Source organism: Rhizobium sp. BK112 (assembly GCF_014193215.1).
Classification (GTDB): Bacteria; Pseudomonadota; Alphaproteobacteria; order Rhizobiales; family Rhizobiaceae; genus Rhizobium; species Rhizobium anhuiense.
This window is the reverse complement of the sequence record NZ_JACHYZ010000004.1, coordinates 403,559-430,556: the sequence shown is the minus strand read 5'-3', so window position 1 is coordinate 430,556 and position 26,998 is coordinate 403,559. Positions and strand designations below refer to the sequence as shown.

The window sequence follows — 26,998 nt, the reverse complement described above, 5'->3', positions numbered from 1 at the left end:
TTCAGTGTGCGCCGGACATGTCGCCGAGCACTTCCTTGGAGGCGACGGTGGAATCCGCCTTCAGCGTGTAGACTATCGGAACGCCGGTCGCGAGGTTGAGCGCGAGCACGCCTTCCTTGCTCAGCTTGTCGAGCACCATGACAAGCGAACGCAGCGAATTGCCGTGTGCGGCGACCAGCACCTTTTCGCCCCTGAGCACCCGCGGCAGGATTTCTGTGAGGTAATAGGGCCAGACCCGGGCGCCGGTGTCGCGCAGGCTTTCGCCGCCGGGCGGCGGCACGTCATAGGAACGGCGCCAGACATGCACCTGTTCCTCGCCCCATTTGGCGCGGGCATCGTCCTTGTTGAGGCCGGAGAGATCGCCATAGTCGCGCTCGTTCAGCGCCTGGTCGCGGATCGTCTGGAGATCGGGCTGGCCGACCTTGTCGAGGATGAGCTTCAGCGTGTGCTGCGCGCGCACCAGCGCCGAGGTGTAGGCGATGTCGAATTTGATCCCGTATTCGGCGAGCGCTTCACCGCCTGTTTTGGCTTCCTGGATGCCGAGCTCGGTCAGATCGGGATCCTTCCAGCCGGTGAAGAGATTCTTCAGGTTCCAGTCACTCTGGCCATGGCGAACGAGGACGAGGGTACCGCTCATGAATATGCCTCCGTAGTATCGTTATGAGGAAGAAAGCCCGAGCACGTCGAGCATGGAATAGAGACCCGGCTTCTTGTCGCGCGCCCAAAGCGCTGCCTTGATGGCGCCGCGCGCGAAAATCGACCGGTCGGCCGCACTGTGCGACAAGGTGACGATTTCGCCTTCGCCGGCAAAAAGCACGGAATGCTCGCCGATGACGGAGCCGCCGCGCAGCGTCGCAAAGCCGATCGTGCCTACCTCGCGGGAACCGGTATGGCCGTCGCGCACCCGGACCGATTTCGAGGCGAGATCGATGCCGCGCCCCTTGGCCGCCGCCTCACCGAAGAGAAGGGCGGTGCCTGAGGGCGCATCCACCTTGTGCTTGTGGTGCATTTCCAGGATCTCAATATCCCAGTCGGCCGGGTCGAGCGCCCGCGCTGCCTGCTCTGCGAGCACGCTGAGCAGATTGACCCCGAGGCTCATATTCCCCGATTTGACGATGCGGGCATGGCGAGCGGCTGCGGCGATCCTGGTATTGTCGTCGGCTGAACAGCCCGTCGTGCCGATGACATGAACGATGCGCGCCTGTGCGGCGAGGCCCGAGAATTCCACTGTTGCGGCAGGCGAGGTGAAGTCGAGCACGCCTTCGGCATCGAGAAAGGCATTGAGCGCATCGTCGCCGATGATGACGCCTGTCGGGCCGAGACCGGCGATCTCGCCGGCATCCTTGCCGACGAAGGGCGAGCCGACGCGCTCGACTGCGGCGTGCAGCCTCACGCCCTCGATCGAATGGATGAGCCGGATCAGCGTCTGGCCCATGCGCCCTGCCGCGCCAACCACCACCAGTTTCATCGCAGCATCGTTCATCTCAGTCTCACCAGGTCAGTTTGAATCGGAGGCCGAAGGCCTCTGCAGATTGTTGAGGCGAGCGTAAAGACCGTCGCTGACCTTCGCAAGCGTCTCGTGATTGCCTTCCTCGACGACGCGGCCCTGCTGCATGACGACGATCTTGTTGGCGCGCACCACGGTCGAAAGCCGATGGGCGATGACGACGACGGTGCGTCCGGTCATCGCTTCGTCGAGCGCCTTCTGCACGGCCGCCTCGGATTCGGTGTCGAGGGCGGAGGTCGCCTCGTCGAGAAGCAGGATCGGCGCATTGCGCACCAGGGCGCGCGCAATCGACAGCCGCTGGCGCTGGCCGCCCGATAGCGTCACGCCGTTTTCGCCGACCGGCGTCTCGTAACCCTGCGGTTGCGCCGAAATGAAATCATGCGCATAGGCAAGCCGCGCCGCCTCTTCCACCTCGGCATCGGTCGCTTCCGGCCGACCGTAGCGGATATTGTCGCGGATCGTGCCTTCAAACAGGTAGGGCTGCTGCGAGACATAGGCGAGCTGCTTACGCAGCGACTTCTTGGTGATGTGGGCGATGTCCTGGCCGTCGATCAGGATTTCTCCCTCGCGCGGATCGTAGAAGCGCGGAATGAGGCTGATGACGGTGGATTTGCCGGCGCCCGATGGGCCGACCAGTGCTGTGGTCGCGCCACCCTCGGCAATGAAGCTCACCCCGTTGAGCACGCTCTCATTGCCGTAGGCGAAGGACACATTGCGGAATTCGATCCTCGCCTGCGTCACCGTCAGCGGCTGGGCATCCGGCAGGTCGCGCTGGCGCGGTTCCATGTCGAGCAATTCGTAGATCATCCGCGCATTGACGACGGCACGCTCCATCTGCACCTGCAGGCGCGCAAGCCGGCGGGCCGGGTCATAGGCAAGCAGCAGCGCGGTGACGAAGGAGAAGAAGGCGCCGGGCGGCACATTGAAGTAGATCGAACGGTAGGCGGCGTAGGCAAGCACGCTGGCGACGGCAAAGCCCGCGAAGCTTTCCGTCAGCGGAGACGTGCGTTCGGAAAGCCGGGCAATCCGGTTCGCCCGGCTTTCGGCGCCCTCGATGAGTTTGTTGACCTTGCGCTCCAGTTCGTCCTCCATCGTGAAGGCCTTCACGATGGCGATGCCCTGGATCGTCTCCTGCATGGCGCCGAGAACGTGGCTGTTCAAATGCACGGCCTCGCGGGTGGCCGAGCGCAGCCGCTTGGACACATAGCGTAGGGCATACAGCAGCGGCGGCGCCATGATGAATACGGCAAGGCTGAGCAGCGGATCCTGCAGGATCATCACGCCGAGCAGCGAGATGAAGGTCAGCAGGTCGCGCACTGTCGAGGTGATCGTCAGGTTGAGCACGTCGCGGATGCCGCTGACGTTCTGGCTCACCTGCGCGGCGATATGGGCAGAGCGCGCCTCGCTAAAGAAGCCGACCGAAAGCGTCATCAGATGCGAATAGAGCCGGCGCTGGTAACGCGCGACGATATTGTTGCCGACCTTGGAAAGCGCCACCGCCTGGCCGTAGCTCGCAAAACCGCGCAGCACGAAGGCGATGAAGATCGAAAGACAGATGATCCAGACGACGTCGGCGCGGCGGTTGGCGAAGGCCTCGTCGATGATCGCCCGCATGATCCAGGCGGTAAACGCGGTCGAAAGCGCCACCACGATGAGACAGACGATCGCAAAGACATAACCCCAGAGATGGTCGCGGCCGTTTTCAGCAATGATGCGTTTCAGGATGCCGGTTACGGTATCGCTGCTGACGCTCTGCGCTCTGCTTTCCGCCGCTTCCAAAAATGAGGTTTCCTGTCTCGGACCAAGCGCCCCGCGAAGGCGACGCGCACTTTAGCCGGGGTCTATAAAGAGTTGGGACCGGTTTGGCTAGAGCGCCGCGCGTCCCCGCAGAGGACGCGCCAAGGACGCTCTAGCGCCGCCAGCGGCGGCCTTCCGTCGAGACGCCGAAGTTCGCCGGCATCCGTGCGTAGGAGGAAAGCCCGGCAAGTGCTGCCAGCGGATGCGTCACCACATAAGTCGGGATGGTGCGAAGCAGCGCGGTATGCGGCGCCTTGTCCTCGAAGGCAATGCGGAATTCCGGCTTCTTCAGCGCCGGGATGATCTTCTGCGAGATGCCGCCGGAGAGATAGACGCCACCGCGCGCCATGAACACCATCGCCATGTCGCCCGCCACGCGGCCGAGATAGGTGGCAAACAGCGAGACGGTCTCGATAGCCGCCTTGTCGGTGCCGGCAAGCGCGTGCGAGGTGATATCGGCGGGATCCTTCATCGTCGGCTGGATGCCATCGACGATGCAGATGGCATTGTAGAGATTGACGAGGCCGCGGCCGCAGAGGATTTGCTCGGCCGAGACGCGGCCCTCGATCGTCTCGATATGCGGGAAGATCTCATAGTCGCGCTTGCTGCGCGGTCCGAGATCGACATGGCCGCCTTCGCCGGGGACCGGGATCCAGCTGTGCTGGGCATGAACGAGCCCGCCGACGCCGAGGCCGGTGCCAGGTCCGAGTACGACGCGCGAGGCGATCATGTCGCCGGTGGCGTCGCCGATGCGTTCGCGGTTTTCATCCGACAGGGCGGCGATCGCCAGCGCCTGCGCCTCGAAATCGTTGACGACCAGCACGTCCTCCATGCCGAGGCCTTCGATCATCGTCTTTGGCCGCACCACCCAGTCGCAATTGGTCAGCGGGATCTCGTCGTCGTTGATCGGGCCGGCGACGGCGAGGATCGCCGAGCGCGGCTGTACGGCTGTCTTGTCGAGCACGCCTTTCTGGATCGCTTCGTCGATCGTGGCGAAGTCAGCCGTGCGTACGTTCGGAAACTGCTTCGGTTCGGCATAGGCATCGGTCAGGATGGAGAAGCGGGCATTGGTGCCACCGATATCGCCGATCAGGATCGGGAAAGGCAGCGGAGCGGTGCTGTTATTCGGTTTTGGCATGGCCGGTCCCGTGCTGATCAGGCTTCGAGTGTGGGAAGAAGTTTTATAGCGGTCGCGTGGTTGAGCGCCATCGGAATATCATAGACGATCGCAAGCCGCATCAGCGCCTTTACGTCGACATCGTGCGGCATCGGCGTCAACGGGTCGACGAAGAAGATCAGGGCATCCACCTCGCCGGTCGAAATCAGTGCGCCGATCTGCTGGTCTCCGCCGAGCGGCCCGCTTTTCAGCCTGACAACGTCGAGGTCGGGGGCGGCATCGAGCACACGTCCGCCGGTCGTGCCGGTGGCGACGATCTTCCAGCGGGAGAGAATGTCCCGGTTGGTGCGGGCGAATTCCGCCATGTCGTCCTTCTTCTGGTCATGCGCAATCAATGCAAGGCATTTGCCGCCGGCCATCAACCCCTCCGCCCGAACAATTCAATCGATTTGATGGCTTCTATACCAAGAGTTTGCGATTTGAAAGACAACGCACCCCAGGCCTGTTTCATTGGATCGCCGGCTTGTCGTTCGGAACCGGACCGACATCGGGCAAAGCGCCGTCCGTGCCGGCGGCGGGTTCCGCGGCCGGCGCGGCAGTGAGCGCGCTTGCAGCGGACGGTCCGCCATAGGTGGCGGCCTGCATCGAGGCGACGGAAGCACCATCGAGCACGGCGGCGCAGGCCTTCGGCAGGTCGGAGACCATCATCTCGCGCGGCGGCTTCGGCGGCTTGGCACCGGGCTTCGGCGGTTTCGGCGGCGCCCAGGGCGCCGGCGTGAACCACCAGGCGAGCGATTTGTCGCAGCCGTCGCCGGCAGGAACAGGAGCCTGCGGCGTGCATCCGGCAGCACCGGGCGGGCATTTGATGCGGATGTGGAAATGCGAGTCATGGCCATATTCCGGCCGGAGCTTGCCGAGATTGGTGCGGTCGCCCGTCCAGGTGTCGCACATCTTCTTCTTGATCGCCGGGTTGACGAAGATACGCTCCACCTCGGGGTAGCTTGCCGCCAGCATCAACAGACGCGCCCGCGATTGCGTCCAGACCTTCGGGTCGACGGTCAGGAACTTTTCCTTCTGCAGCATGGTGGTGAAGGGCAGATCCTCGCGCTCCTCGGCGGTCATCCGGCGCGCCGGCATCGGCGTAAACCAGACATCGGCATCGAGGCCGATCTGATGGGAGGCATGGCCGTTGAACATCGGCCCGCCGCGCGGCTGCGCAATGTCGCCCACGAGAAGGCCCGGCCAGCCGGCATATTTGACCCCATCCTCAGAAAGACGTTCGAGCAGCGCGATCATCGCCGGATTGCCCCAGCGGCGATTGCGCGAAAGCCGCATCGCTTCCCAGGTCGGCCCGTCGGCCGGCAGCGCCACCGCACCTGTCATGCAGCCCTTTGCGTAAAAGCCGATCGGCTGCGCCGGTCCCTGCGTCGGCAGGCTGGCGGCGCCGAACTGCCCCTTGGCGCTGCCCGGACTCGGTGTCTTCTGCTGAGCTCCGACATCGCCGGCGGCAAGGCTTGCGCCGATTGTGCCGGCAAGCGTCAGTTTGCCGAATGTCCTGAAAGCCTGAGCGAAGCCGAAAGCCATGCTATTTCCTTGAACCGCTGCCGAAGTGATTTGCGTCAAATCTATCGTGAAAAGCGATTTTGGTGAATCGATGTTTTGGCTGGTGGTGGGAAGCGGCGGTGACGGATCGCCGCAGAGTTGCGCCGCATATTGCGAAGGCGACGCATCGAGGCGAGACGATGGCTCAAAATTTCGCGAGCCCGGCAAAAACCAAACTCTCTCCTGTTTTTCGCCCCTATTTTTCGTATTGTCGAATCAATGAAAAAACAGGGGAAAGCGTGAATGACGGCTCTATGGTCGAAGATCGGTCTGTTTCTGTCGCTTGCTGCTGTGGCGCCACTGACGGCAACGGCCCAGGACCAGCCGTTTCAGATCGGAAGCTCGGTCGTCAGCCAGATGAAGTACAAACCGGGCTTTGCGCACTTCGACTACGTCAATCCCGATGCGCCGAAAGGTGGAGATCTCCGTCTTTCCGCAAGCGGCGCCTTCGACACTTTCAATCCTCTGCTTGCAAAGGGCCAGACAGCCGTAGGTCTGTCGCTTGTTTACGACACGTTGCTGAAGCCGGCCGATGACGAACTTCTCGTCTCCTACGGCCTGCTTGCCGAAGGCCTCTCCGTTCCCGATGACGTGTCGAGCGCGACCTTTCGGCTGCGGAAGGAAGCGAAATGGGCCGATGGTCAGCCGGTAACGCCCGAAGACGTCATCTTTAGTCTGGACAAGACCAAGGATTTGAACCCGCTTGCCGGCAATTACTACCAGCACGTTGTCAAAGCGGAAAAAACCGGCGAGCGCGACGTCACCTTCATCTTCGATGAGAAGAACAATCGCGAACTGCCGAACATTCTCGGCCAGTTGATGGTCGTCCCGAAACATTGGTGGGAGGCGCCCGGACCGGACGGCAAACCGCGCGACATTACCAGGACGACGTTGGAACCCGTGATGGGGTCCGGACCTTACAAGATCGCTTCCTTCTCGCCCGGCGCCACAATCCGTTATGAACTGCGTGGCGACTATTGGGGCAAGGACCTCAATGTGAATGTCGGCCAGAACAATTTCCGCAACGTCATCTACACCTATTTCGGTGATCGGGACGTCGAGTTCGAAGCTTTTCGCGCCGGCAACAGCGACTATTGGCAGGAAACCACCGCTGCCCGTTGGGCGACGGGATATGATTTTCCCGCAGTGAAGGAAGGACGGGTCAAGAAGGAGGAGGTTGCAAACCCGCTGCGCTCCACCGGCATCCTGCAAGCGCTGGTGCCCAATATGCGGCGTGACCTCTTCAAGGACATCAGAGTCCGCGAAGCCTTGAACTACGGGTTCGACTTCGAGGAACTGAACCGCACTGTCGCCTTCAACAGTTACAAACGCATCGACAGCTATTTCTGGAACACCGAGCTTGCCTCTTCCGGCCTGCCGCAGGGCAGGGAACTGGAAATTCTGCAGGGCATGAAGGACAAGGTGCCGGCAGAAATCTTCACCACGCCCTATACCAATCCGGTCGGCGGCGATCCGCAGAAGAGCCGTGACAACCTCCGCAAGGCAATCGCGCTACTGAAAGACGCTGGCTGGGAGCTGAAGGGCAATCGCATGGTCAACAGCAAGACCGGCCAGCCGATGAGTTTCGAGATCCTGTTGTCGAGCCCGATGTTGGAGCGCTGGGCGGTGCCTTATGCCAGCAATCTCAAGAAAATCGGCATAGATGCGCGGGTTCGGACGGTCGATGCCTCGCAAGCTGTCAACCGCGAACGCAGCTTCGACTATGATATGATCTGGAATGTCTGGGCTGAGACCATGAACCCGGGCAACGAGCAAGCCGACTATTGGGGATCCGGCTCTGTCAACCAGCAGGGCTCTCGCAACTACGCCGGTATTGCTAACCCGGCGGTCGATGAGCTCATTCGCATGATTATCTTCGCGCCGAACCGCGATGAACAGGTTGCTGCGATCAAAGCCATGGACCGCGTATTGCTGGCAAATCACTACGTCATCCCGCTGTTCTACCGTGATACCTATAACATCGCCTATTGGAACACGGTCACGCATCCGGCCGAATTCCCGGCCTACAGCCTTGGCTTCCCCGATGCCTGGTGGTCGACCTCGGCAAAATGAGCGGGCTTGCAATGAAGGGGCCCTCGGCTCCAAATGGCACGAGCGAATCACGACAAGCCGGCAGGGCCGGCAAGGGAAGGCTGGCGGATTGAGCGGCATTAGAGTGGACGGCGGGCAGACAGGAAAAACATTCCCGGAGGCTGAAGGCTGATGGGCGCCTATATCCTTCGCCGCCTGCTTTTGATGGTTCCAACCATTGTCGGCATCATGGCGATATCCTTCATCGTCATTCAGTTCGCCCCAGGCGGTCCCGTCGAGCAGGTGATCGCCCAACTGACCGGTCAGGCCGATAGTGCTGACCAGCGACTGTCCGGCGGCGGCGATCTTCTCGGCGGCACCGGCAGCGATGAAGGCTCAAAATATCGCGGTGCCCAGGGGCTTGATCCGGAACTGATCGCCAAGCTCGAAAAACAGTTCGGCTTCGACAAGCCGCCGCTGACCCGTTTCGGCGAGATGATGTGGAACTACATCCGCTTCGATTTCGGCGAGAGCTTCTTCCGCAACACCTCGGTGCTCGAGCTCATCAAGGAGAAGCTGCCGGTGTCGATCTCGCTCGGCATCTGGATCCTGATCTTCTCCTATGCCATCTCCATTCCGCTCGGCATCCGCAAGGCGGTCAAGGATGGATCGACCTTCGATGTCTGGACATCGGGCGTCATCGTCGTCGGCTACGCCGTGCCGAGCTTCCTCTTCGGCATTCTCCTGATCGTGCTTTTTGCCGGCGGCTCCTTCTACGACTGGTTTCCGCTGCGCGGCCTGGTCTCCGATAATTTCGACCAGCTGGCCTGGTGGCAGAAGCCGCTCGACTATTTCTGGCACCTGACCCTGCCGTTGATCTCGCTTTCCCTGTCCGCCTTTGCCACGACGACGCTGCTGACCAAGAATTCCTTCATCGAGGAGATCAAGAAGCAATATGTCGTCACCGCCCGCGCCAAGGGCCTGAACCAGCGCCAAGTGCTCTACGGCCATGTCTTCCGCAACGCCATGCTGATCATCATTGCCGGTTTTCCCGGCGCCTTCATTTCCGCTTTCTTCACCGGCTCGCTGCTGATCGAAAACATCTTCTCGCTGGATGGCCTCGGCCGTCTCGGCTATCTCTCGGTCATCAACCGGGATTACCCGATCGTCTTCGCCACCCTCTACATCTTCTCGCTGCTCGGCCTCTTCGTCAGCCTGGTTTCCGACCTGATCTACACCTGGATCGATCCGCGCATCGATTTCGAGCGGAGGGATGTCTGATGGACGCCGCCGCAAACCCTGCCGTCACCACGCCTGTCAAGCCGCCGCGCAAGGGCCTGCTGTCGCCGACCAACATCCGCCGCTGGCAGAATTTCCGGGCAAACGGCCGCGGTTATTGGTCGCTGTGGCTGTTCCTGGTGCTGTTCGTCCTCAGCCTGTTTGCCGAGTTCATTGCCAACGACCGGCCGATCATCGCCTCCTACAAGGGCGAGATCCTGTTTCCCGTGCTGGTCGACTATCCCGAGGAGAAGTTCGGCGGCTTCCTCGCCGAAACCGATTACCGTTCCTCGGTGATTGCGGATGAGATCGATGCCAATGGCTGGATGATCTGGCCGCCGATCCGCTATTCCTACCGCTCGGTCAATTCCAACATTCCCCATTCGGCACCCACCGCCCCGTTCTGGCTGATGACCAAGGAGGAGCGCTGCGCCGGTTATCCGCAAGGCGTGAACGATCCCGATTGCACCTTCGGCAATCTCAACTGGCTCGGCACCGACGACCAGGCGCGCGACGTGCTGGCGCGGGTCATCTACGGTTTCCGCATATCGGTGCTCTTTGGCCTGATGCTGACCATCTGCTCGGCGATCATCGGCGTGACGGCGGGTGCGGTGCAGGGCTATTTCGGCGGCTGGACCGATCTGCTGCTGCAGCGCTTCATCGAGATCTGGTCGTCGATGCCGGTGCTTTACATCCTGCTGATCATCGCGGCCCTCCTGCCGCCCGGCTTCTTCGTGCTGCTCGGCATCATGCTGCTCTTCTCCTGGGTCGGCTTCGTCGGCATCGTGCGCGCCGAATTCCTGCGGGCCCGCAATTTCGAATATGTCCGCGCCGCCCGGGCCCTCGGCGTCAACAATCGCACCATCATGTGGCGCCACCTGCTGCCGAACGCCATGGTGGCGACGCTGACCTTCCTGCCCTTCATCCTCTCCGGCTCGATCACCACGCTGACCTCGCTCGATTTCCTCGGCTTCGGCATGCCGCCGGGCTCCCCCTCGCTCGGCGAGATGATCGCCCAGGGCAAGACCAACCTTCAGGCCCCGTGGCTCGGACTGACGGCTTTCTTCGCCATGTCGATCATGCTGTCCCTGCTGATCTTCATCGGCGAAGCCGTGCGCGATGCCTTCGATCCGAGGAAGACGTTCCAATGAGTGACATGAAAGAACCGCTGCTTTCCGTCCGCGATCTCTCGGTTGCCTTTCATCAAGGCGGCGAGACCTCGCTGGCCGTCGATCACATCTCCTTCGATATCGCCAAAGGCGAAGTCGTGGCGCTGGTCGGCGAATCCGGCTCCGGCAAGTCGGTCTCGGCCAACTCGATCCTGCGGCTTTTGCCCTATCCCTCGGCAAGCCATCCTTCCGGCGAAATCCTGTTCAAGGGCAAGGACCTTCTGAAGGCGTCGGAGCGGGCGCTGCGGGAAGTGCGCGGCAACGACATCACCATGATCTTCCAGGAGCCGATGACCTCGCTCAATCCGCTTCATACGATCGAGAAGCAGATCGCCGAGATCCTTGCCCTGCACCAGGGACTCACCGGTGAGCCGGCGCGCCAGCGTGTGCTGGAACTGCTGAATCAGGTCGGAATCCGCGAGCCGGAGAAGCGGTTGAAAGCCTATCCGCACGAACTCTCCGGCGGCCAGCGCCAGCGCGTCATGATTGCCATGGCGCTCGCCAACCGGCCGGAGCTGCTGATCGCCGACGAACCGACCACGGCGCTCGACGTCACCGTACAGGCGCAGATCCTCGAATTGCTCCGGCAGTTGAAGGCCGTACATGGCATGTCGATGCTGTTCATCACCCATGATCTCGGCATTGTCCGCAAATTCGCCGATCGCGTCTGCGTCATGACCAAGGGCAGGATCGTCGAAACCGGAACCGTCGAGGAGGTTTTCGCCAACCCGAAGCACGAATATACCCGGCATCTTCTCGCTTCCGAACCGCGCGGCGAGCCGCCGCTCGCCGATCCGTCGAAGCCGGTGGTGATGGAAGGGTCCGATATCCGTGTCTGGTTCCCGATCAAAGCAGGGCTGATGCGTCGCGTCGTCGATCATGTGAAGGCGGTCGACGGCATCGATCTGTCGCTGCGCGCCGGCCAGACGCTCGGCGTCGTCGGCGAGTCCGGTTCCGGCAAGACCACGCTCGGCCTGGCGCTCACCCGGCTGATTTCCTCGCAAGGACGGATCGCCTTTGTCGGCACGGATATAGCCGGCTATTCATTCAGCGAGATGCGGCCGCTGCGCAACCAGTTGCAGGTGGTCTTTCAGGATCCCTATGGCTCGCTCAGCCCCCGCATGTCGGTTGGCGATATCGTCGCCGAGGGGCTGAAGGTGCACGAGCGCTCCTTGACCGCGGAGGAGCGCGACCAGCGTGTCTGCTGGGCGCTGGAGGAGGTGGGTCTCGATCCCCTGACCCGCTGGCGTTATCCGCACGAATTCTCCGGCGGCCAGCGCCAGCGCATCGCCATCGCCCGGGCCATGGTGCTGAAGCCCCGTTTCGTCATGCTCGACGAGCCGACCTCCGCGCTCGATATGAGTGTCCAGGCCCAGGTGGTCGATCTCCTGCGCGACCTGCAGAAGAAACACGATCTCGCCTATCTCTTCATCAGCCACGACCTCAAGGTGGTGAAGGCGCTCGCCAACGATGTCATCGTCATGCGTTTCGGCAAGGTGGTGGAACAGGGGCCGTCAGCGGAAATCTTCCGCGCGCCGAAGGACGATTATACCCGGGCGCTGATGGCCGCCGCTTTCAACATCGAGGCGGTGCCGACGCCCGCTGTGCAGCAATAAAGAAGATCATGTCCGCAAGTCCTCCTGTTCTCGTCGATATCAAGTTCAATGCCGAAGGCGTCGTCCGCGTGCTGAAGACGGCCTTTGCCGATCGCGGCAGCATCAATCTCGCCGATCCGGCCAATCAGGCACGCGATCTCCGCGCGGTCGAATACGCGCTTCTCTGGAAGCCGGATGCCGACCTTTTTGCGCGGGCGCCGAACCTCAAGGTCATCTTCTCGGGCGGTGCCGGCGTCGACCATATCATCGGCATGGCCGGCCTGCCCGAGATCCCGATCGTCCGCTTCGTCGACCGCAGTCTGACGACCCGCATGAGCGAATGGGTGGTCATGCAGTGCCTGATGCATCTGCGCGGGCAATACGCCCATGACAGCCATCAGCGGCGGCGCGAATGGGCCAAGCTGATCGCGCCTGAGGCAGCGGAGGTGACGGTCGGCGTCATGGGCCTCGGCATTCTCGGGCAGGATGCGGTCGCCAAGCTGAGAGTGATGGGCTTCAACGTCATCGGCTGGTCGCGCAGCCGCAAACAGATCGATGGTGTCGAAACCTTCGATGCCGGCGGATTGGATAGTTTTCTCGCAAGGACGGATATCCTCGTCGGTCTGTTGCCGCTGACGCCCGAAACCTCCGGCTTCTATAACGCAGGGCTGTTTGCCAAGCTGCGCCGCAACGGCGCGCTCGGGCAGCCGGTTTTCATCAATGCCGGCCGCGGCAAGAGTCATGTCGAGGCCGATATCGTTTCCGCCATTCGTGACGGTACCCTCGGCGGCGCTTCGCTGGATGTCTTCGAGGTGGAGCCGCTCACCGCCGACAACCCCTTATGGGAATTGCAGAACGTCTTCATCACGCCGCATGACGCGGCCGTCTCCGAAGAAAATGCGCTGTTTCGCCATGTCGAGACCCAGATCGCCCGTTTCGAGCGCGGCGAGCCGCTGCAATTCGTGGTCGACCGCGCCGTCGGCTATTAGAGCCGCGCGGAACCTTCCAGACGGCAACCCGTTTTCTCCTTCGAGTTCTTGACGGCCGGATCGGTCCGTCAAGACAGCCGAAGGAGACGATCATGGCGCATCAGACGGAAACACGCTGGGAAAAGTCCGATGGCAAGCTTCACAAGGAAGAGCAGATCCCGCCAGCAAAGGCCAGGCAGGGCCGCACGGGCTATCGCATCCTGCTGGTGCTGCTCGCGGCTCTGGTGCTCGCTTTCGTGGTCTGGATACCGGTCGAGATCTGGGGCCAGCGCGAGGCAAACGACGTGGCGCCGCAGCAGCCGGGCCAGCAGTTGCAGTCGCAACAGTCGGGCACCGCGCCAGCGCCGAGCCTTCAGAACGGCACTGCGGTTCCGACCGAGACTCAGAACACGACGCCGGCCGCCCCTGGTGTCGCGCCTGCGGCACCGGCCCAACCCGCCGCACCTGCCCAATAAGCGTGAGGATGCGCGCTCGCATCCCGCCGCCGTGCAGGCTGCGGGGTGCCTATTGTTTTATCTGGACTTTGTCTGCTGATTTTTCGATAAGAAGGCGCACGAGCCGGTTTCGTGCGCCGGCCGGGAACGTGGCACGACCCGGGAATTTGGCAGCGCCTGACCGGAGTGGACAGGGGCGGGAATTTCATGGCCAAGACGGATATCGCAAGACGCGTTTACAATCACGCTTGGAAACTTGATCCGATCATCCGCAGCCTGATCGATACCGATTTCTATAAGCTGCTGATGCTGCAGATGATCTGGAAGCTCTATCCGGACGTGAACGCCTCCTTCACCCTCATCAACCGCACCAAGCGCGTGCATCTTGCCGAGGAGATCGACGAGGGTGAATTGCGCGAACAGCTCGATCACGCCCGCACGTTGCGACTCTCGAAAAAGGAGATGATCTGGCTTGCGGGTAACAGCTTCTACGGCCGCGCCCAGATCTTCGAGCCGGAATTCCTTGCCTGGCTTTCCAATTTCCAACTTCCCGAATACGAGCTGTCGAAGAAGGACGGGCAATATGTTCTGGATTTCCACGGGCCGTGGAGGGAAACGACCATGTGGGAGATCCCGGCGCTCGCCATCGTCAACGAGCTGCGCTCACGCTCGGCGATGAAGGCGCTCGGCCCCTTCACCCTCGATGTGCTCTATGCCCGGGCCAAAGCGAAGATGTGGTCGAAGGTCGAGCGGTTGAAGGAACTGCCGGGCCTACGCATCTCCGATTTCGGCACCCGCCGCCGTCACAGTTTCCTCTGGCAGCGCTGGTGCGTCGAAGCGCTGAAGGAAGGCATCGGCCCGGCCTTTGCCGGCACCAGCAACGTATTGCTGGCTATGGATTCCGATCTCGAGGCCGTCGGCACCAATGCCCACGAGCTGCCGATGGTGGCCGCCGCCCTTGCCCAAACCGATGAGCAACTGCGCAACGCGCCCTACAAGATCCTGCGCGACTGGAACAAACTCTATGGCGGCAATCTTCTGATCGTCCTGCCGGATGCCTTCGGCACTGCCGCCTTCCTGCGCGACGCGCCGGAATGGGTCGCCGATTGGACCGGCTTCCGCCCGGACAGTGCTCCGCCGATCGAAGGCGGCGAGAAGATCATCGACTGGTGGAAGAAGATGGGCCGTGATCCACGCCAGAAGCTGCTGATCTTCTCCGATGGCCTCGATGTCGATGCCATCATCGATACCTACCGGCATTTCGAAGGCCGTGTGCGCATGAGCTTCGGCTGGGGCACGAATCTGACGAACGATTTTTCCGGCTGCGCGCCGATCGAAATCTCCGGCCTCAACCCGATCTCCGTCGTCTGCAAGGTCAGTGACGCCAATGGCCGTCCGGCGGTGAAGCTCTCCGACAACCCGCAGAAGGCGACGGGCGAACCGGCAGAGGTCGAACGCTACCTGAAATTCTTCGGCGCCGAAGACAGGGTCGATCAGACCGTTCTCGTATAGCTCCGGGACGAGGTGCCGCCATCCCGTGGCGCATTGGTATGCCCCGACATCGCATCCTCGATCGACCAACCGAAGCGCCAGGCGTCGAACATCGAGTACCATTCCTGAAAATCGGTGATCGGCAGGATATCCGGCTTCGACATCGGATTGTCGGCCAGGCTGCGGCCACGTGCACGGTCCCGTGCGCCACGCTCCTGCATCTCAAGCAGATTCTCGAACATCATTACCCCCCGGGTCTTCATCCGATGCATTTATGCAATCATGCTAATAAAGCATTGTCGAGTCCTGATGCGATGATTTGGGTTTTTCACAGGATTAGCCCCAATGCGGTAATCCAGGGATGGCGGAGCCCGAACTGGCCGAGCGTGACAACGCTCGGCTTGCGCTCCATGAACGCCTAGTGACGGGGAGGCTCGGCTTCCTGGCTGGGGTCCGCCGCCGAGCCTCCCGGCTTGCCGACCTTGAACCAGCCGGCAGCGCCGACAAACTGCCGCTTTCCGGCAGGCGTGATCCAACCCAGATGACATCAATGGCTAACGACAGGTTAATATCCACCGGCCTCGTCCCGATCCTACGCAATCCTGCAACGTAGGCTCGCGGCATTCCTCGGGGTTTCAGGCCGCCAATCTGCGAAACCGGGTTCTGATCCGGTCGAGATAGTAGTGGCCGGGAGACGGCGCTGCCGTCATCGCATGGGCTTCGGAGGAGGGCACGCCTTCGAACAGACGTTCCTCGCCATTCTTGAAACAAATCCTGAGCCGCCCGTCATCCTGGCTGAAATAGACGGATTTGATGATCTTCGACTTTACCGAAAGTTCTTCCACCTGTTTTACCTCTGTTTTTTTAAATTTGGCAGACGGTAAACCCAAACGTGCAAAGACGCGGTGAACTCGCATGGTAAAAAATCAGGAATCTTTCGACGTTTGAAACCCGCAGCACCATCGCAGCGCCGGGTTCGAAAGCCTCGAACGCACGCTTGTGAGCGGTGTACTTCGTTGCCCTCTCTCGCCCGCGTCCCGCACACGCAAAGGCCTGTGTCAGTCATTTGATCCGTGAAGCCGGAAACAAGATCAAGCCCGATCAGATTTTGCCAATCCGGCGGAGAACGCCGTCAGCAGAGCCCTTCCCGGGCCCCAATCCTCAAGGCCGCTTTGCCCGTTGATATGGCCGAAAGGGCCGATCTCGACAAGGCCGCTGCCCCACAGATCGGCTCGTGCACGGGCATAGCCTGGCGTGCCGAAGGGATCATCGGCGCTTGCGATAATCAGAGTGGGAAAGCGCATTCGTTGCAATGGCGGATCTGCGAATCCGGCGGCCTCCTCAGGGAATGATACGGACTGCGGATCGGGGACCGCTACAAGAAACGCTCCGGCAACGGCAAGTGAGGAAATCTGCTGCCAATGAGCGACCAGCAGACAGGCAAGGCTATGAGCGACGAGCAGGGGAGGGGTTGCCGATGCGCCGACGGCGCGCTCCAGGGCTGAAATCCAGTCCGCTAAGTCGGGCTTTTCCCAATCGGCCGGTCGAAAACGCCGCATTTTGGGGTTCGACCTTTCCCAGTGCGTTTGCCAATGAGCCTCGCCCGAACCGCCAATCCCCGGCAATATAATGATGTCCCTCATGTCTTTTCCTCTGATCATCCGTGCAGGTGAAAATGATGCATTTTCATTTGCTTCGGAATGAATGATCATCGGAAAACCGCGCCGCTCTCCGATGATTTCAAGGTGATCCCATGGCTTTTCAGGAAAACAATCGGGTTTTGCTCGACCCAACCGATATCGCCATTATTGAAGCGATGCAGGAAAACGGCCGCATTGCGATTTCCGAACTCGGCCGACGGGTCGGGCTCTCTCAGCCGGCGGCATCGGAACGGGTCAAACGACTGGAAGACCGCGGCATCATTACCGGTTACTCCGCTCGTATCGACCCTGCCGCTCTGGGAATTGGAATGACGGCTGTGCTTCGCCTGCGCACGACGCATGAGCATATCAAACCCTGTCTGAAACAGTTCGCCGAGATGCCGCAAGTCATGGAAGTATTGCGCCTGACCGGAGAGGACTGCTTTCTCTTGAAGGTGCTGGTTCCGTCGCCAGGAGAGCTGGAAACGATCGTTGACACGATCGCGCGTTTTGGGGCCGTGACGACATCCCTGGTGTTGCGCGGCGAGAATCCGAAGCCGATTGGACGCGCCCTGCTGCAGCGCGTTTGAGAATATGTGGACGACCAGTGAAGCGCGCCGCCAAAAACGCTGCCGCATCCCGCTCGCGATATGGTTTGAAATCTATATTGAGAAACGAGGATATGGCGGACAGGGTGGGATTCGAACCCACGGTACGCTTTCACGTACACACGCGTTCCAGGCGTGCGCCTTAAACCACTCGGCCACCTGTCCTTTTTTGGCGTTCGCGCCCGGATAGGAGCAAATCGTCGGAACGGCGCGATATATACCGATGAATTTTCGCCGATCAACCGAAATCTAACAGTTTTTTGACTTCTTTCGATAAAACTCGCCGCGGCCCGTCCATTGTGCTTCACCTCATCGATGACTATGTAATTCTCCGAGGTGGAGAATGGCGCGGCCGGCCGGAATTGTCCGGCATATCGAGCGTCGGAGGAATTGATGCGTTTCCTGTTGCGTCTGGCGAGTCTTGTCGCGCTTGCGGCGGCCGTTATTGCCGGGACCATCGATTCGATCCAATCGGTTGCGGCCTCCTCCGTGGTGATGACGCCGATCTCCGATGCCTGGGAGGATGTGAGCCCGACCACACTGACGTCGCTGCAAGCGGCCCTTTCCTATTATGTCCACCCGCGTTTCTATACCTTCATCTTCCAGTGGCTGATGCTCCAGCCGGCCTTTGCCGTTTTCCTGGTAATCGCACTGCTTCTGTGGATGATCGGCTACAAGAAGCCGCCTATCGCCGGTCGCTTCACCGCATAGAAAAGGCGGTTTCGCCCGCACCATCCGGCGAGAAATCCGCATGGGCATCGGCCCTCTACAGCCTCGATATTTGCCACCGGATTGGCTAGAAAATCTGCATCCTGACGGAAAGAATGTCCAAAAATCAGCCCCGAAGAGCGGATTTTCGGCAATTGTTGCAAATCTTTACCAGCTGAAAAATTTCTGGTGAATTTTTCCGTGAGCCATGCAAGGATGCGCGCAGCCAGGCCTCCGGGGGGAGGTCGGTGGTTCCGCAGACATGCCCGGAAAGGGCTTGCGGGAGGACCCCTAACGAATAGCAACAACAGGGCTGCACAATGAAAAAATCCCTTCTCACTCTCTTTGCCGTGGCTGCCATGTCGACGACGGCGCTTGCCGCCGATGTCAAGCCGGCGCTGGTTTACGGCACCGGCGGGAAGTTCGATAAGTCCTTCAACGAGGCGGCCTACAACGGTGCCGAGAAGTTCAAGGCCGAGACCGGCATTGCCTATCGCGATTTCGAGCCGACGGGCGACACCCAGGGCGAGCAGGCCATCCGCAACTTCGCAAGCCGCGGCTTCAATCCGGTGGTTGCCGTTTCCTTCGCCTGGACGTCGGCCATCGAGAAGGTTGCAGCCGAATTCCCGGACACCAAGTTCATCATCGTTGACTCCGTCGTCGACAAGCCGAACGTCCGCTCGGTTGTCTACAAGGAAGAAGAAGGCTCCTACCTCGTCGGCGTTCTCGCCGGCATGGCGTCGAAGTCAGGCAAGGTCGGCTTCGTCGGCGGCATGGATATTCCGCTGATCCGCAAGTTCGAATGCGGCTACGAGCAGGGCGCACGCTCCGTCAAGGCCGATATCGAAGTCTTCCAGAACATGACCGGCACGACGGGCGCTGCCTGGAACGACCCGGTCCGCGGCGGCGAACTCACCAAGAACCAGATCGACCAGGGCGCTGACGTCGTCTATGCGGCAGCCGGTGCCACCGGTCTCGGCGTTCTGCAGACTGCGGCCGACAACAAGAAGCTGTCGATCGGCGTCGACTCCAACCAGAACTACCTGCATCCGGGCTCGGTCCTGACCTCGATGGTCAAGCGTGTCGACCTCGCCGTCTACAATGCCTACAACGACACCAAGAACGACAAGTTCACCGGCGGCGTTCAGGCGCTCGGCGTCAAGGAAGACGGTGTCGGCGCTGCGATCGACGAGCATAACAAGTCGCTGATCACGCCGGAAATGCAGGCTGCCGTCGACAAGGCCAAGGCCGACATCATCGCGGGAACCGTCAAGGTTCACGATTACACCTCGGACAACGCTTGCCCGAAGTGATCCGCGCCCGAATGTGATCGACGATTGAGATCGGGCGTATGGCGGAGGGGATTTTCGCCATACGCCCTTTTCTTATTTGGAGCCTGCAGTGACAGATAAGCCCGCTATCGAGCTTGTCGGCATCGACAAGAAGTTCGGTGCCGTCCACGCCAACAAGGACATCAACCTCACCGTTGCCAAGGGGACGATCCACGGCATCATCGGCGAAAACGGCGCCGGCAAATCGACCCTGATGTCGATCATCTACGGTTTCTACCATGCCGACAGCGGCGAGATCCGCGTCAACGGCAATCCCGTCACCATCCGCGACAGCCAGGCGGCGATCGCCACCGGCATCGGCATGGTGCACCAGCATTTCATGCTGGTCGATAATTTTACGGTGCTCGAAAACATCATGCTCGGCGCCGAAGGCGGCATGCTGTTGGCCAGAGGCGTCGCGTCGGCCCGGGCCGAGCTCAAGCGGCTGGAAACGGAATATGGCCTGGAGGTCGATCCCGATGCGCTGATCGAAGAGCTTCCTGTCGGCCTGCAGCAGCGTGTCGAAATCCTGAAAGCCATGTATCGCGGCGCCGAGATCCTGATCCTCGACGAGCCCACCGGCGTGCTGACGCCGGCGGAAGCCGATCATCTTTTCCGCATCCTCAAAGTGCTGCGCGACCAGGGCAAGACGATCATCCTCATCACCCACAAGCTGCGCGAGATCATGGCGATCACCGACACGGTCTCGGTCATGCGCCGCGGCGAAATGGTCGCCACCCGCAAGACGGCGGAGACGACGGTGGAAGAACTCGCCGAGCTGATGGTCGGCCGCCGCGTGCTGCTGCGCGTGCAGAAGGGCGAGGCGAACCCGGGAGCCGCCGTCCTGTCCGTCCGCAACCTGACGGTCAAGGACAATCGCGGCGTCACCATGGTCGACAACGTCTCCTTCGACGTGCGCGCCGGCGAAATCGTCGGCATCGCCGGTGTCGCCGGCAATGGCCAGTCCGAACTGCTGGAGGCGATTGCCGGCATCCGCAAGCCGACCTCCGGCGAAATCCTTCTCGACGGCAAGACGATCGACAAGGCCGATCCCGCCCGCCTGCGCGACCTCGGCCTCGCTCATATCCCCGAGGACCGCCACCATATGGGCCTGGTGCTGAAATTCGAGGAGTACGAAAATTCCGTACTCGGCTACCATCGCCGCCCGGGTTACAGCAAAGGTCCGCTGCTCGATCTTGAAGCGATCCGCAAGGATGCGATGGAGAAGATCGAGAAATACGACATCCGCCCGCCGAACCCGCGTCTGAAGACGGCGAATTTCTCCGGCGGCAACCAGCAGAAGATCGTTGTTGCCCGTGAGATCGAACGCGATCCGAAGATGCTGATCATCGGCCAGCCGACACGCGGCGTCGATATCGGCGCCATCGAATTCATCCACCGCCGGATCATCGAAATGCGCGACGCGGGCAAGGCGATCCTGCTCGTCTCCGTCGAACTTGATGAAATCCGCGCCCTTTCGGACCGTATCCTTGTCATGTTTGCCGGCCATGTCGTCGGCGAGAAGACGCCCGATGCCGGTGAACAGACCCTCGGCCTGATGATGGCCGGCATTGCCGCGTGAGGCCTTTATGAGCACAGCTTCCGTTCCGCTACCAAACTGGATCAACTACGGCCTCATCCCGCTTTTGAACCTTATCGTCGCCTTCCTGATCTCCGGCTTCGTCGTCTGGCTGATCGGTGAGAGCCCGCTCGATGCGCTGTCGCTGCTGATCCAGGGCGCGCTCGGCAATGGCGAAGGCATCGGCTTCACGCTGTATTATGCGACGAGCTTCATCTTCACCGGCCTCTCCGTCGCGGTGGCGATCCACGCCGGCCTTTTCAACATCGGTTCCGAAGGCCAGGCCTATATCGGTGGCCTCGGCTGCGCGCTGGTGGCGCTTTCGCTCGATCGTTACGTGCCATGGTATGTGACGATGCCGATCGCGGTCGTCGGCGCCGGCCTGTTTGGCGCAGCCTGGGCCTTCATTCCGGCCTTCCTGCAGGCAAAACGCGGCAGCCACATCGTCATCACGACGATCATGTTCAACTATATCGGCGCCGCACTGATGGTATACCTCCTGGTGCATGTGCTGATCGTGCCGGGCAAAATGGCGCCGGAAACCCGGACCTTCCTCGACGGCGGCCAGTTGCCGAAGCTCGGCTGGGTCATGCAGCTGTTCGGCGCCAAGCTGGGGGCTGCCCCGTTCAATGTCTCCTTCATCATTGCGCTCGTCGTCAGCTATCTCGTCTGGCTGCTCGTCTGGCGCACCAAGCTCGGTTTCGAGATGCGCACGCTGGGCGTCAGCCCGACGGCTGCGGCCTATGCGGGTATCCCCTATGCCCGCACGGTCATCATCGCCATGCTGCTGTCCGGCGCGCTCGCCGGCATGATGGCGTTGAACCCCGTCATGGGCTCGTCGGCCCGCCTGCAGGTGGAATTCGTCGGCGGTGCCGGCTTCGTCGGCATCGCGGTCTCGCTGATGGGCCGCAACCATCCGCTCGGCATCATCATGGCAGCGATTCTCTTCGGCATCCTCTACCAGGGCGGCGACTGGATCTCCTTCGAAATGCCGAATATCACCCGCGAGATGATCCTCGTCATCCAGGGTCTGGTGATCCTTTTCGCCGGCGCGCTGGAATATATGTTCCGACCGGCGATGGTGCGTCTCTACCAACAGTTCAAGCGCGGTTAAGGAGCGGGCGATGGATTATTACGACATATTCATCAGCGTCCTGAGCTCGACCATCCGCCTGTCGATCCCGCTGATCTTCACCGCTCTTGCCGGTCTGTTTTCGGAGCGCGCCGGTATCTTCGATATCGGCCTCGAGGGCAAGATGTTGGGCTCGGCCTTTGCCGCCGCCTGCGTTGCCTATCTCACCGATTCGGCCTGGCTTGGGCTCGGCGCCGGCGTTATCTGCTCGGTGGCGCTGAGCCTGGTGCATGGCTTTGCCTCGATCACCAACCGCGGCAACCAGATCGTCTCCGGTGTCGCGATCAACTTCTTCATCGCCGGCATCACCATCGTGCTCGGCCAAGCCTGGTTCGGCCAGGGCGGCCGCACGCCGCAGCTGTCGCCGGATTCGCGCTTCGCGCCGATCATCCTGCCGGGCGCCGATGCCGCGCGCGACATACCGATCATCGGCCCGATCTATGCCAATGTCATTTCTGGCAACAATATCCTCACCTACCTCGCCTTTCTTGCCGTGCCCTTCTCCTGGTGGGTGCTTTACCGCACGCGTTTCGGCCTCAGGCTCCGCGCCGTCGGCGAAAACCCGGGTGCGGTCGATACGGCTGGTATCTCGGTCGCCTGGCTGCGGTACCGCGCCGTCATGTGTGCCGGCATTCTCTGCGGCTTTGCCGGCACCTATCTGGCAATCGCCCAGTCCGCCGCCTTCATCAAGGACATGTCGGCCGGCAAGGGCTACATTGCGCTCGCTGCTCTGGTCTTCGCCAAGTGGAAGCCGGTGCCGGTCATGTTTGCCTGCCTGCTTTTCGGCTTCCTCGATGCGCTGGCAAATTTCATGCAGGGAAAGCAGGTGCCGCTGATCGGGGAGGTGCCGGTTCAGGTCTTCCAGGCGCTGCCCTATGTCCTGACCTGCGTCCTGCTTGCCGGCTTTATCGGTGTCGCGACTCCGCCGAAGGCAGGTGGCGTGCCCTATACGAAGGAGCGTTGATATGTCTCACGATCTGTTCGAAGCCGCCCGCGGCGCCATGGCCTTTGCCCATGCGCCCTATTCGAAATTCCCGGTCGGCGCGGCGATCCGCGCCGAGGACGGCAAGGTCTATACCGGCGCCAACATCGAAAACCTCTCCTTTCCGCAAGGATGGTGCGCCGAGCCGACGGCGATCGGCGCCATGATCATGGGCGGCGCGAAGAAGATCGTCGAAATGGCGGTCATAGCCGAAAAACTGCCGCTCTGCCCGCCCTGTGGCGGCTGCCGCCAGAAGATCTCGGAATTCGCCTCGAAGGAGACGAGGATCTACCTCTGCGATGAGGCGGGCGTGAAGAAGACGATGACGATGGAAGAGCTTCTTCCCTTCAGCTTCGAGACCGAACTCGGATGAAGGCGACGGTCAGCCTGCTCGCTGCATTGCTTGGTGGGATCAAGCCGCGCCACGGCATCGTGCTCGGCTCCGGTCTCGGCTCTCTCGTCGGTGAGCTCGACGGCGCCGTGCGTGTTCCCTATCGCGACCTGCCGGGCTTTCCCGTCAGCGCCGTCTCCGGCCACGCAGGCGAAGTCGTCGCCGGCCGCCTCGGCGGTGTGCCTGTCATCATGCTCTCCGGCCGCGTGCATTATTACGAGAAGGGCGATGCCAACGCCATGCGCCTGCCGATCGAGGTGCTGAAGGCGCTCGGCGTCGAAGTGCTGATCCTGACCAATTCGGCCGGATCGTTGCGTGACGACCTGCCGCCCGGTTCGGTGATGCAGATCACCGACCATATCAACTATTCCGGCATGAACCCGCTGATCGGCGAGGAAAGCGATCAGCGCTTCGTCGGCATGACCAATGCCTATGATGCCGGCCTTGCCGCGGCGATGCAAAGGGCGGCGGCAAAGCTTAAAATCGACCTGGCGCAGGGTGTCTACATGTGGTTCTCCGGTCCCAGCTTCGAAACGCCGGCCGAAATCCGCATGGCGCGCATCCTCGGTGCCGATGCCGTCGGCATGTCGACGGTGCCCGAGGTGATCATCGCAAGAATGCTGGGCCTGAGGGTTGCCGCCGCCTCCGTTATCACCAACTATGGGGCAGGCATGACCGGCAATGAGCTCAGCCATGAGGAAACCAAGGACATGGCGCCCGTCGGCGGCGCCCGTCTCGCCGCCATACTGAAAGACATGATTGCCGCTAGAACAGGATGATTTTAGGCCGGGTCGGCCTAAAATCTGAATCCTGTTCTACATCATAGAGTTAGAGCATGATGTCATGAGAAAACCGCTCACACTTTTCGGCATCATGCTCGAGAGGAAGCGAAGATGAATAGCCATTCCAACCGGGAAACGGCGGCGGTCGCCCTTTCTCTCCTCGATCTCACCAATTTGAAGGATGATTGCACCGAGGCGCAGATCGACGCGCTCTGCGCCCGCGCGCAGACGCCCTACGGCAACAGCGCTGCAATCTGTATCTGGCCGCGGTTTGTCGCCCAGGCCCGCAATATCCTCGGCACCGGGCATGCCGTGCGTATCGCGACCGCCGTCAACCTCCCCTTCGGCGATATGGAAGTGGCCGATGTCGCCGCCGAAGCACGCGAGGCGATTGCCGATGGCGCCGATGAGATCGATCTGGTCATTCCCTACCGCAAGCTGCTCGCCGGCAACGAGAAGGCGGTGACCGACATGGTCAAGGCCGTGCGCGCCGAATGCGCCAACCCCGTTCTGCTGAAGGTCATCATCGAGACCGGCGAGCTGAAGGATGCGGCATTGATCCGCCGCGCCTCCGAACTCGCCATCGAAGCCGGCGCCGATTTCATCAAGACATCCACCGGCAAGGTTGCCGTCAACGCGACGCTCGAAGCCGCCGACATCATGATCCGCACTATTCGCGAAAGCGGCCGCAAGGTCGGCTTCAAGCCGGCCGGCGGCATCGGCTCGGTGGCCGATGCCGCACTCTATCTGAGCCTTGCCGAAACCATCATGACACCGGATTGGGCGATGCCGTCGACATTCCGCTTCGGCGCTTCCGATCTGCTCGACGATATCCTGGCGGTTCTGAGCGGAATCCAATCGGCCTCTGTTGCGGCGTCGAGTTATTGAAATGATTCCGCAGGAAATCATCCGGCGTAAGCGCAATGGCGACGAACTCGACGCCGCCGATATCAGCGCCTTCATCGCGGCGCTCGCCGCCGGCCGACTGTCGGAAGGCCAGGTCGGCGCATTCGCCATGGCCGTCTGGTTCAAGGGCATGTCGCGGGCCGAAACCGTGGCTTTGACGCTGGCGATGGCCGACTCCGGCGACAGGCTGCAATGGGCCGATATCGATCGCCCGATCGCCGACAAACATTCGACCGGCGGCGTCGGCGACAATGTTTCGCTGATGCTGGCGCCGATCGCCGCCGCCTGCGGCCTGGCTGTTCCGATGATCTCCGGGCGTGGCCTCGGCCATACCGGCGGCACGCTGGATAAGCTCGAATCCATTCCCGGCTATATGATCACCCCCGATGCGGACCTGTTCCACAAGGTCGTGAAGGAGGCGGGATGCGCCATCATAGGCCAGACCGGCGCCTTGGCGCCGGCCGACGGCAGGCTCTATGCCGTGCGCGACGTGACTGCCACCGTCGATTCCATTCCCCTCATCACCGCCTCGATCCTCTCGAAGAAACTTGCGGCCGGGCTCGAGACGCTGGTGCTCGACGTCAAGGTCGGCAACGGCGCCTTCATGGTCGAGCGCGACCAGGCGGAGATCCTGGCGCATTCGCTGGTGGAGGTGGCCAATGGCGCAGGCGTGAAAACCTCGGCCCTGATCACCGATATGAACCAGCCGCTTGCCGATAGTGCCGGCAATGCGGTCGAAATGCGCAACTGCCTGGATTTCCTGGCGGGCCGAAAAAGCGACACACGACTTGCGACCGTCGTTCTTGCCTTCGCCGGCGAAATGCTGGTGAAATCCGGCATTGCCGCTTCGTCTGATGAAGCCGAGAGGATGGCGCGTCAGTCCCTGTCATCGGGCAAGGCGGCCGAGGTCTTCGCGCGCATGGTGTCCATGCTTGGCGGCCCGGCCGATCTCATCGAAAACCCCGACCGGTACCTGGCCAAAGCGCCTGTGGAAAAACCTGTCCCGGCCGCCCGGTCCGGCTGGCTTGCTGCCTGCGATGCGCGTGGTATCGGCGTCAGTGTCATCGATCTCGGCGGTGGTAGACGCCATCCGGCTGACCGGATCGATCATCGCGTCGGCTTCTCCGACCTCCTGCCGCTCGGAACCCGCGTGACCGCCGGCGAACCGATCGCTCTCGTTCATGCCGCCGACGAAGCCGCGGCGGAGAGGGCAGCTGCAGCACTTGCCGCGCACTACCGCATCACCGAGGACAGACCGGAGTTGACGCCGGTGATTGCCGGCCTGATCTGATGCGATTTACTGCTTGAGGCTGAGCGAACCGTCGGCGACGGAATAGGAGGCGAGCTTCTGCAGGAAGCTCATGCCGACCAGCGTCGTCGTCAGCGCATCGTCCTTGAGGACGAAGGCTTCGACATCGCGCACACGAATACCGCCGATTTCGATCCGGTCGAGCGTCACATGCGCGGCTTTCGTCTGGCCGTTCGCAGTGTTCACCCCATAGCGGAAATCGAGCTGGCTGGCGGTGAAGCCCAATCGGCGGGCGAGCGTCTCGTTGAGCGCCACATAGGTCGCACCGGTATCGATCAGGCCCTGCACCGGTTTGCCGTTCATCTTGAAGCTGCCGGTATAGTGGCCCTGCGCATCGGCCTGCAGGCGGATCGCATTGCTGCCGGAGACCGGCGCGGATGTTGCGGGCTTGTCGCTCTCGGTCGATAGGTAATTGGCAGACAATGCATCAGCAGGCTGCTGGCTGGAGCCTTCGAGGAAGGAAGGCACTTGTGTGGCGAGCACCGCGGCGATGCTGGCGAAAAGGACGGTACGCACGAGCATGAAACAGAAATCCTTCCTGTATAAACCCGGCTTCATGCAGGGCCTCATGCTCCAAGCTTGCTAAGCCTCAAGTGCTGACAAGTTGCTAATATCGATAA

Annotated in this window: 27 protein-coding genes and 1 tRNA gene; 17 read left to right on the top strand and 11 right to left on the bottom strand. The window is 61.5% G+C overall.

The window, feature by feature from the left end:
- Window position 1: 1 nt before the first annotated feature.
- From FHT75_RS14810 to mepA, 6 genes are all read right to left on the bottom strand, one after another.
- Window positions 2-637, bottom strand: a complete 636-nt coding sequence (locus FHT75_RS14810) for a 2,3-bisphosphoglycerate-dependent phosphoglycerate mutase (protein ID WP_028756086.1) — start codon at window positions 635-637, stop codon at window positions 2-4.
- Between the two features lie 21 nt (window positions 638-658).
- A complete protein-coding gene (gene dapB, locus FHT75_RS14805; RefSeq protein WP_028756085.1) occupies window positions 659-1,483 on the bottom strand; it encodes a 4-hydroxy-tetrahydrodipicolinate reductase in 825 nt (274 codons plus the stop codon).
- A gap of 15 nt (window positions 1,484-1,498) precedes the next feature.
- Window positions 1,499-3,286, bottom strand: a complete 1,788-nt coding sequence (locus FHT75_RS14800; RefSeq protein WP_028756084.1) for an ABC transporter ATP-binding protein — start codon at window positions 3,284-3,286, stop codon at window positions 1,499-1,501.
- 130 nt (window positions 3,287-3,416) lie between these two features.
- A complete protein-coding gene (locus FHT75_RS14795) occupies window positions 3,417-4,442 on the bottom strand; it encodes a glucokinase (RefSeq protein WP_028756083.1) in 1,026 nt (341 codons plus the stop codon).
- A 17-nt stretch (window positions 4,443-4,459) separates the two neighbouring features.
- Complete coding sequence (locus FHT75_RS14790) at window positions 4,460-4,840, bottom strand: methylglyoxal synthase (RefSeq protein ID WP_028756082.1); 381 nt, start codon at window positions 4,838-4,840, stop codon at window positions 4,460-4,462.
- Window positions 4,841-4,928: 88 nt separating this feature from the next.
- Window positions 4,929-6,005 carry a penicillin-insensitive murein endopeptidase gene (gene mepA / locus FHT75_RS14785; protein ID WP_183844877.1) on the bottom strand — a complete coding sequence of 359 codons (1,077 nt, stop codon included), beginning with the start codon at window positions 6,003-6,005 and terminating at the stop codon, window positions 4,929-4,931.
- A gap of 261 nt (window positions 6,006-6,266) precedes the next feature.
- Between mepA and FHT75_RS14780 the strand changes: the two genes are divergently transcribed.
- From FHT75_RS14780 to pncB, 7 genes are all read left to right on the top strand, one after another.
- The gene (locus FHT75_RS14780) at window positions 6,267-8,096 is read left to right on the top strand and encodes an extracellular solute-binding protein (RefSeq protein ID WP_028756920.1); all 1,830 of its coding nucleotides are present in this window, start codon (window positions 6,267-6,269) and stop codon (window positions 8,094-8,096) included.
- Window positions 8,097-8,246: 150 nt separating this feature from the next.
- On the top strand, window positions 8,247-9,335 hold the full coding sequence (locus FHT75_RS14775; RefSeq protein WP_047617429.1) for a microcin C ABC transporter permease YejB: 1,089 nt from the start codon (window positions 8,247-8,249) through the stop codon (window positions 9,333-9,335).
- Window positions 9,335-10,483, top strand: coding sequence for an ABC transporter permease (locus tag FHT75_RS14770; RefSeq protein ID WP_048338287.1), 1,149 nt, complete (start codon window positions 9,335-9,337; stop codon window positions 10,481-10,483). Before FHT75_RS14775 ends, FHT75_RS14770 begins: the two co-directional genes overlap by 1 nt.
- Window positions 10,480-12,117: an ABC transporter ATP-binding protein gene (locus FHT75_RS14765; RefSeq protein ID WP_028758176.1), complete on the top strand. Its 1,638-nt coding sequence runs from the start codon at window positions 10,480-10,482 to the stop codon at window positions 12,115-12,117. Before FHT75_RS14770 ends, FHT75_RS14765 begins: the two co-directional genes overlap by 4 nt.
- Window positions 12,118-12,125: 8 nt before the next feature.
- Window positions 12,126-13,085 carry a 2-hydroxyacid dehydrogenase gene (locus FHT75_RS14760; protein WP_063473513.1) on the top strand — a complete coding sequence of 320 codons (960 nt, stop codon included), beginning with the start codon at window positions 12,126-12,128 and terminating at the stop codon, window positions 13,083-13,085.
- 92 nt (window positions 13,086-13,177) lie between these two features.
- Entirely contained in the window at window positions 13,178-13,540 is a 363-nt protein-coding gene (locus tag FHT75_RS14755) for a hypothetical protein (RefSeq protein ID WP_047617436.1), read from the top strand.
- Between the two features lie 186 nt (window positions 13,541-13,726).
- Window positions 13,727-15,031 carry a nicotinate phosphoribosyltransferase gene (gene pncB, locus FHT75_RS14750; RefSeq protein ID WP_063473512.1) on the top strand — a complete coding sequence of 435 codons (1,305 nt, stop codon included), beginning with the start codon at window positions 13,727-13,729 and terminating at the stop codon, window positions 15,029-15,031.
- Here the strand turns inward: pncB and FHT75_RS14745 are convergent.
- The 3 genes from FHT75_RS14745 to FHT75_RS14735 all read right to left on the bottom strand — a co-directional run bounded on the left by FHT75_RS14745 (window position 15,013) and on the right by FHT75_RS14735 (window position 16,722).
- Entirely contained in the window at window positions 15,013-15,252 is a 240-nt protein-coding gene (locus tag FHT75_RS14745) for a CrpP-related protein (RefSeq protein WP_028758180.1), read from the bottom strand. The genes pncB and FHT75_RS14745 overlap by 19 nt on opposite strands.
- A gap of 393 nt (window positions 15,253-15,645) precedes the next feature.
- Window positions 15,646-15,855 carry a KTSC domain-containing protein gene (locus FHT75_RS14740; RefSeq protein WP_028758181.1) on the bottom strand — a complete coding sequence of 70 codons (210 nt, stop codon included), beginning with the start codon at window positions 15,853-15,855 and terminating at the stop codon, window positions 15,646-15,648.
- A gap of 246 nt (window positions 15,856-16,101) precedes the next feature.
- Complete coding sequence (locus tag FHT75_RS14735; RefSeq protein ID WP_063473511.1) at window positions 16,102-16,722, bottom strand: RBBP9/YdeN family alpha/beta hydrolase; 621 nt, start codon at window positions 16,720-16,722, stop codon at window positions 16,102-16,104.
- A gap of 41 nt (window positions 16,723-16,763) precedes the next feature.
- Between FHT75_RS14735 and FHT75_RS14730 the strand changes: the two genes are divergently transcribed.
- A complete protein-coding gene (locus FHT75_RS14730; RefSeq protein ID WP_028758183.1) occupies window positions 16,764-17,240 on the top strand; it encodes an Lrp/AsnC family transcriptional regulator in 477 nt (158 codons plus the stop codon).
- A gap of 93 nt (window positions 17,241-17,333) precedes the next feature.
- On the opposite strand, the gene FHT75_RS14725 is transcribed toward FHT75_RS14730, so the two are convergent.
- Window positions 17,334-17,423: transfer RNA gene (locus FHT75_RS14725), tRNA-Ser, on the bottom strand.
- Between the two features lie 228 nt (window positions 17,424-17,651).
- Here FHT75_RS14725 and FHT75_RS14720 point away from each other — a divergent pair.
- The 9 genes from FHT75_RS14720 (at window position 17,652) to deoA (ending at window position 26,360) form a co-directional block, all read left to right on the top strand.
- Window positions 17,652-17,969, top strand: coding sequence for a hypothetical protein (locus FHT75_RS14720; RefSeq protein ID WP_028759164.1), 318 nt, complete (start codon window positions 17,652-17,654; stop codon window positions 17,967-17,969).
- Between the two features lie 317 nt (window positions 17,970-18,286).
- On the top strand, window positions 18,287-19,279 hold the full coding sequence (locus tag FHT75_RS14715; RefSeq protein ID WP_003544460.1) for a BMP family protein: 993 nt from the start codon (window positions 18,287-18,289) through the stop codon (window positions 19,277-19,279).
- An 88-nt stretch (window positions 19,280-19,367) separates the two neighbouring features.
- Window positions 19,368-20,879 (top strand): ABC transporter ATP-binding protein, encoded by a 1,512-nt coding sequence (locus tag FHT75_RS14710; protein WP_048338302.1) that lies wholly within the window; start codon window positions 19,368-19,370, stop codon window positions 20,877-20,879.
- Between the two features lie 7 nt (window positions 20,880-20,886).
- Complete coding sequence (locus FHT75_RS14705) at window positions 20,887-21,990, top strand: ABC transporter permease (protein ID WP_047617449.1); 1,104 nt, start codon at window positions 20,887-20,889, stop codon at window positions 21,988-21,990.
- 10 nt (window positions 21,991-22,000) lie between these two features.
- Window positions 22,001-22,972: an ABC transporter permease gene (locus FHT75_RS14700; RefSeq protein WP_048338271.1), complete on the top strand. Its 972-nt coding sequence runs from the start codon at window positions 22,001-22,003 to the stop codon at window positions 22,970-22,972.
- Window position 22,973: 1 nt separating this feature from the next.
- Window positions 22,974-23,363, top strand: coding sequence for a cytidine deaminase (locus tag FHT75_RS14695; RefSeq protein WP_028757711.1), 390 nt, complete (start codon window positions 22,974-22,976; stop codon window positions 23,361-23,363).
- On the top strand, window positions 23,360-24,160 hold the full coding sequence (locus FHT75_RS14690; RefSeq protein WP_028757712.1) for a purine-nucleoside phosphorylase: 801 nt from the start codon (window positions 23,360-23,362) through the stop codon (window positions 24,158-24,160). Before FHT75_RS14695 ends, FHT75_RS14690 begins: the two co-directional genes overlap by 4 nt.
- Before the next feature lie 114 nt (window positions 24,161-24,274).
- Complete coding sequence (gene deoC, locus FHT75_RS14685; protein WP_047617458.1) at window positions 24,275-25,051, top strand: deoxyribose-phosphate aldolase; 777 nt, start codon at window positions 24,275-24,277, stop codon at window positions 25,049-25,051.
- 1 nt (window position 25,052) lies between these two features.
- Window positions 25,053-26,360, top strand: a complete 1,308-nt coding sequence (gene deoA / locus FHT75_RS14680) for a thymidine phosphorylase (RefSeq protein ID WP_028757043.1) — start codon at window positions 25,053-25,055, stop codon at window positions 26,358-26,360.
- Between the two features lie 6 nt (window positions 26,361-26,366).
- Here deoA and FHT75_RS14675 read toward each other — a convergent pair whose 3' ends face one another.
- Complete coding sequence (locus tag FHT75_RS14675; RefSeq protein ID WP_028756112.1) at window positions 26,367-26,936, bottom strand: TIGR02281 family clan AA aspartic protease; 570 nt, start codon at window positions 26,934-26,936, stop codon at window positions 26,367-26,369.
- Window positions 26,937-26,998 lie beyond the last annotated feature (62 nt).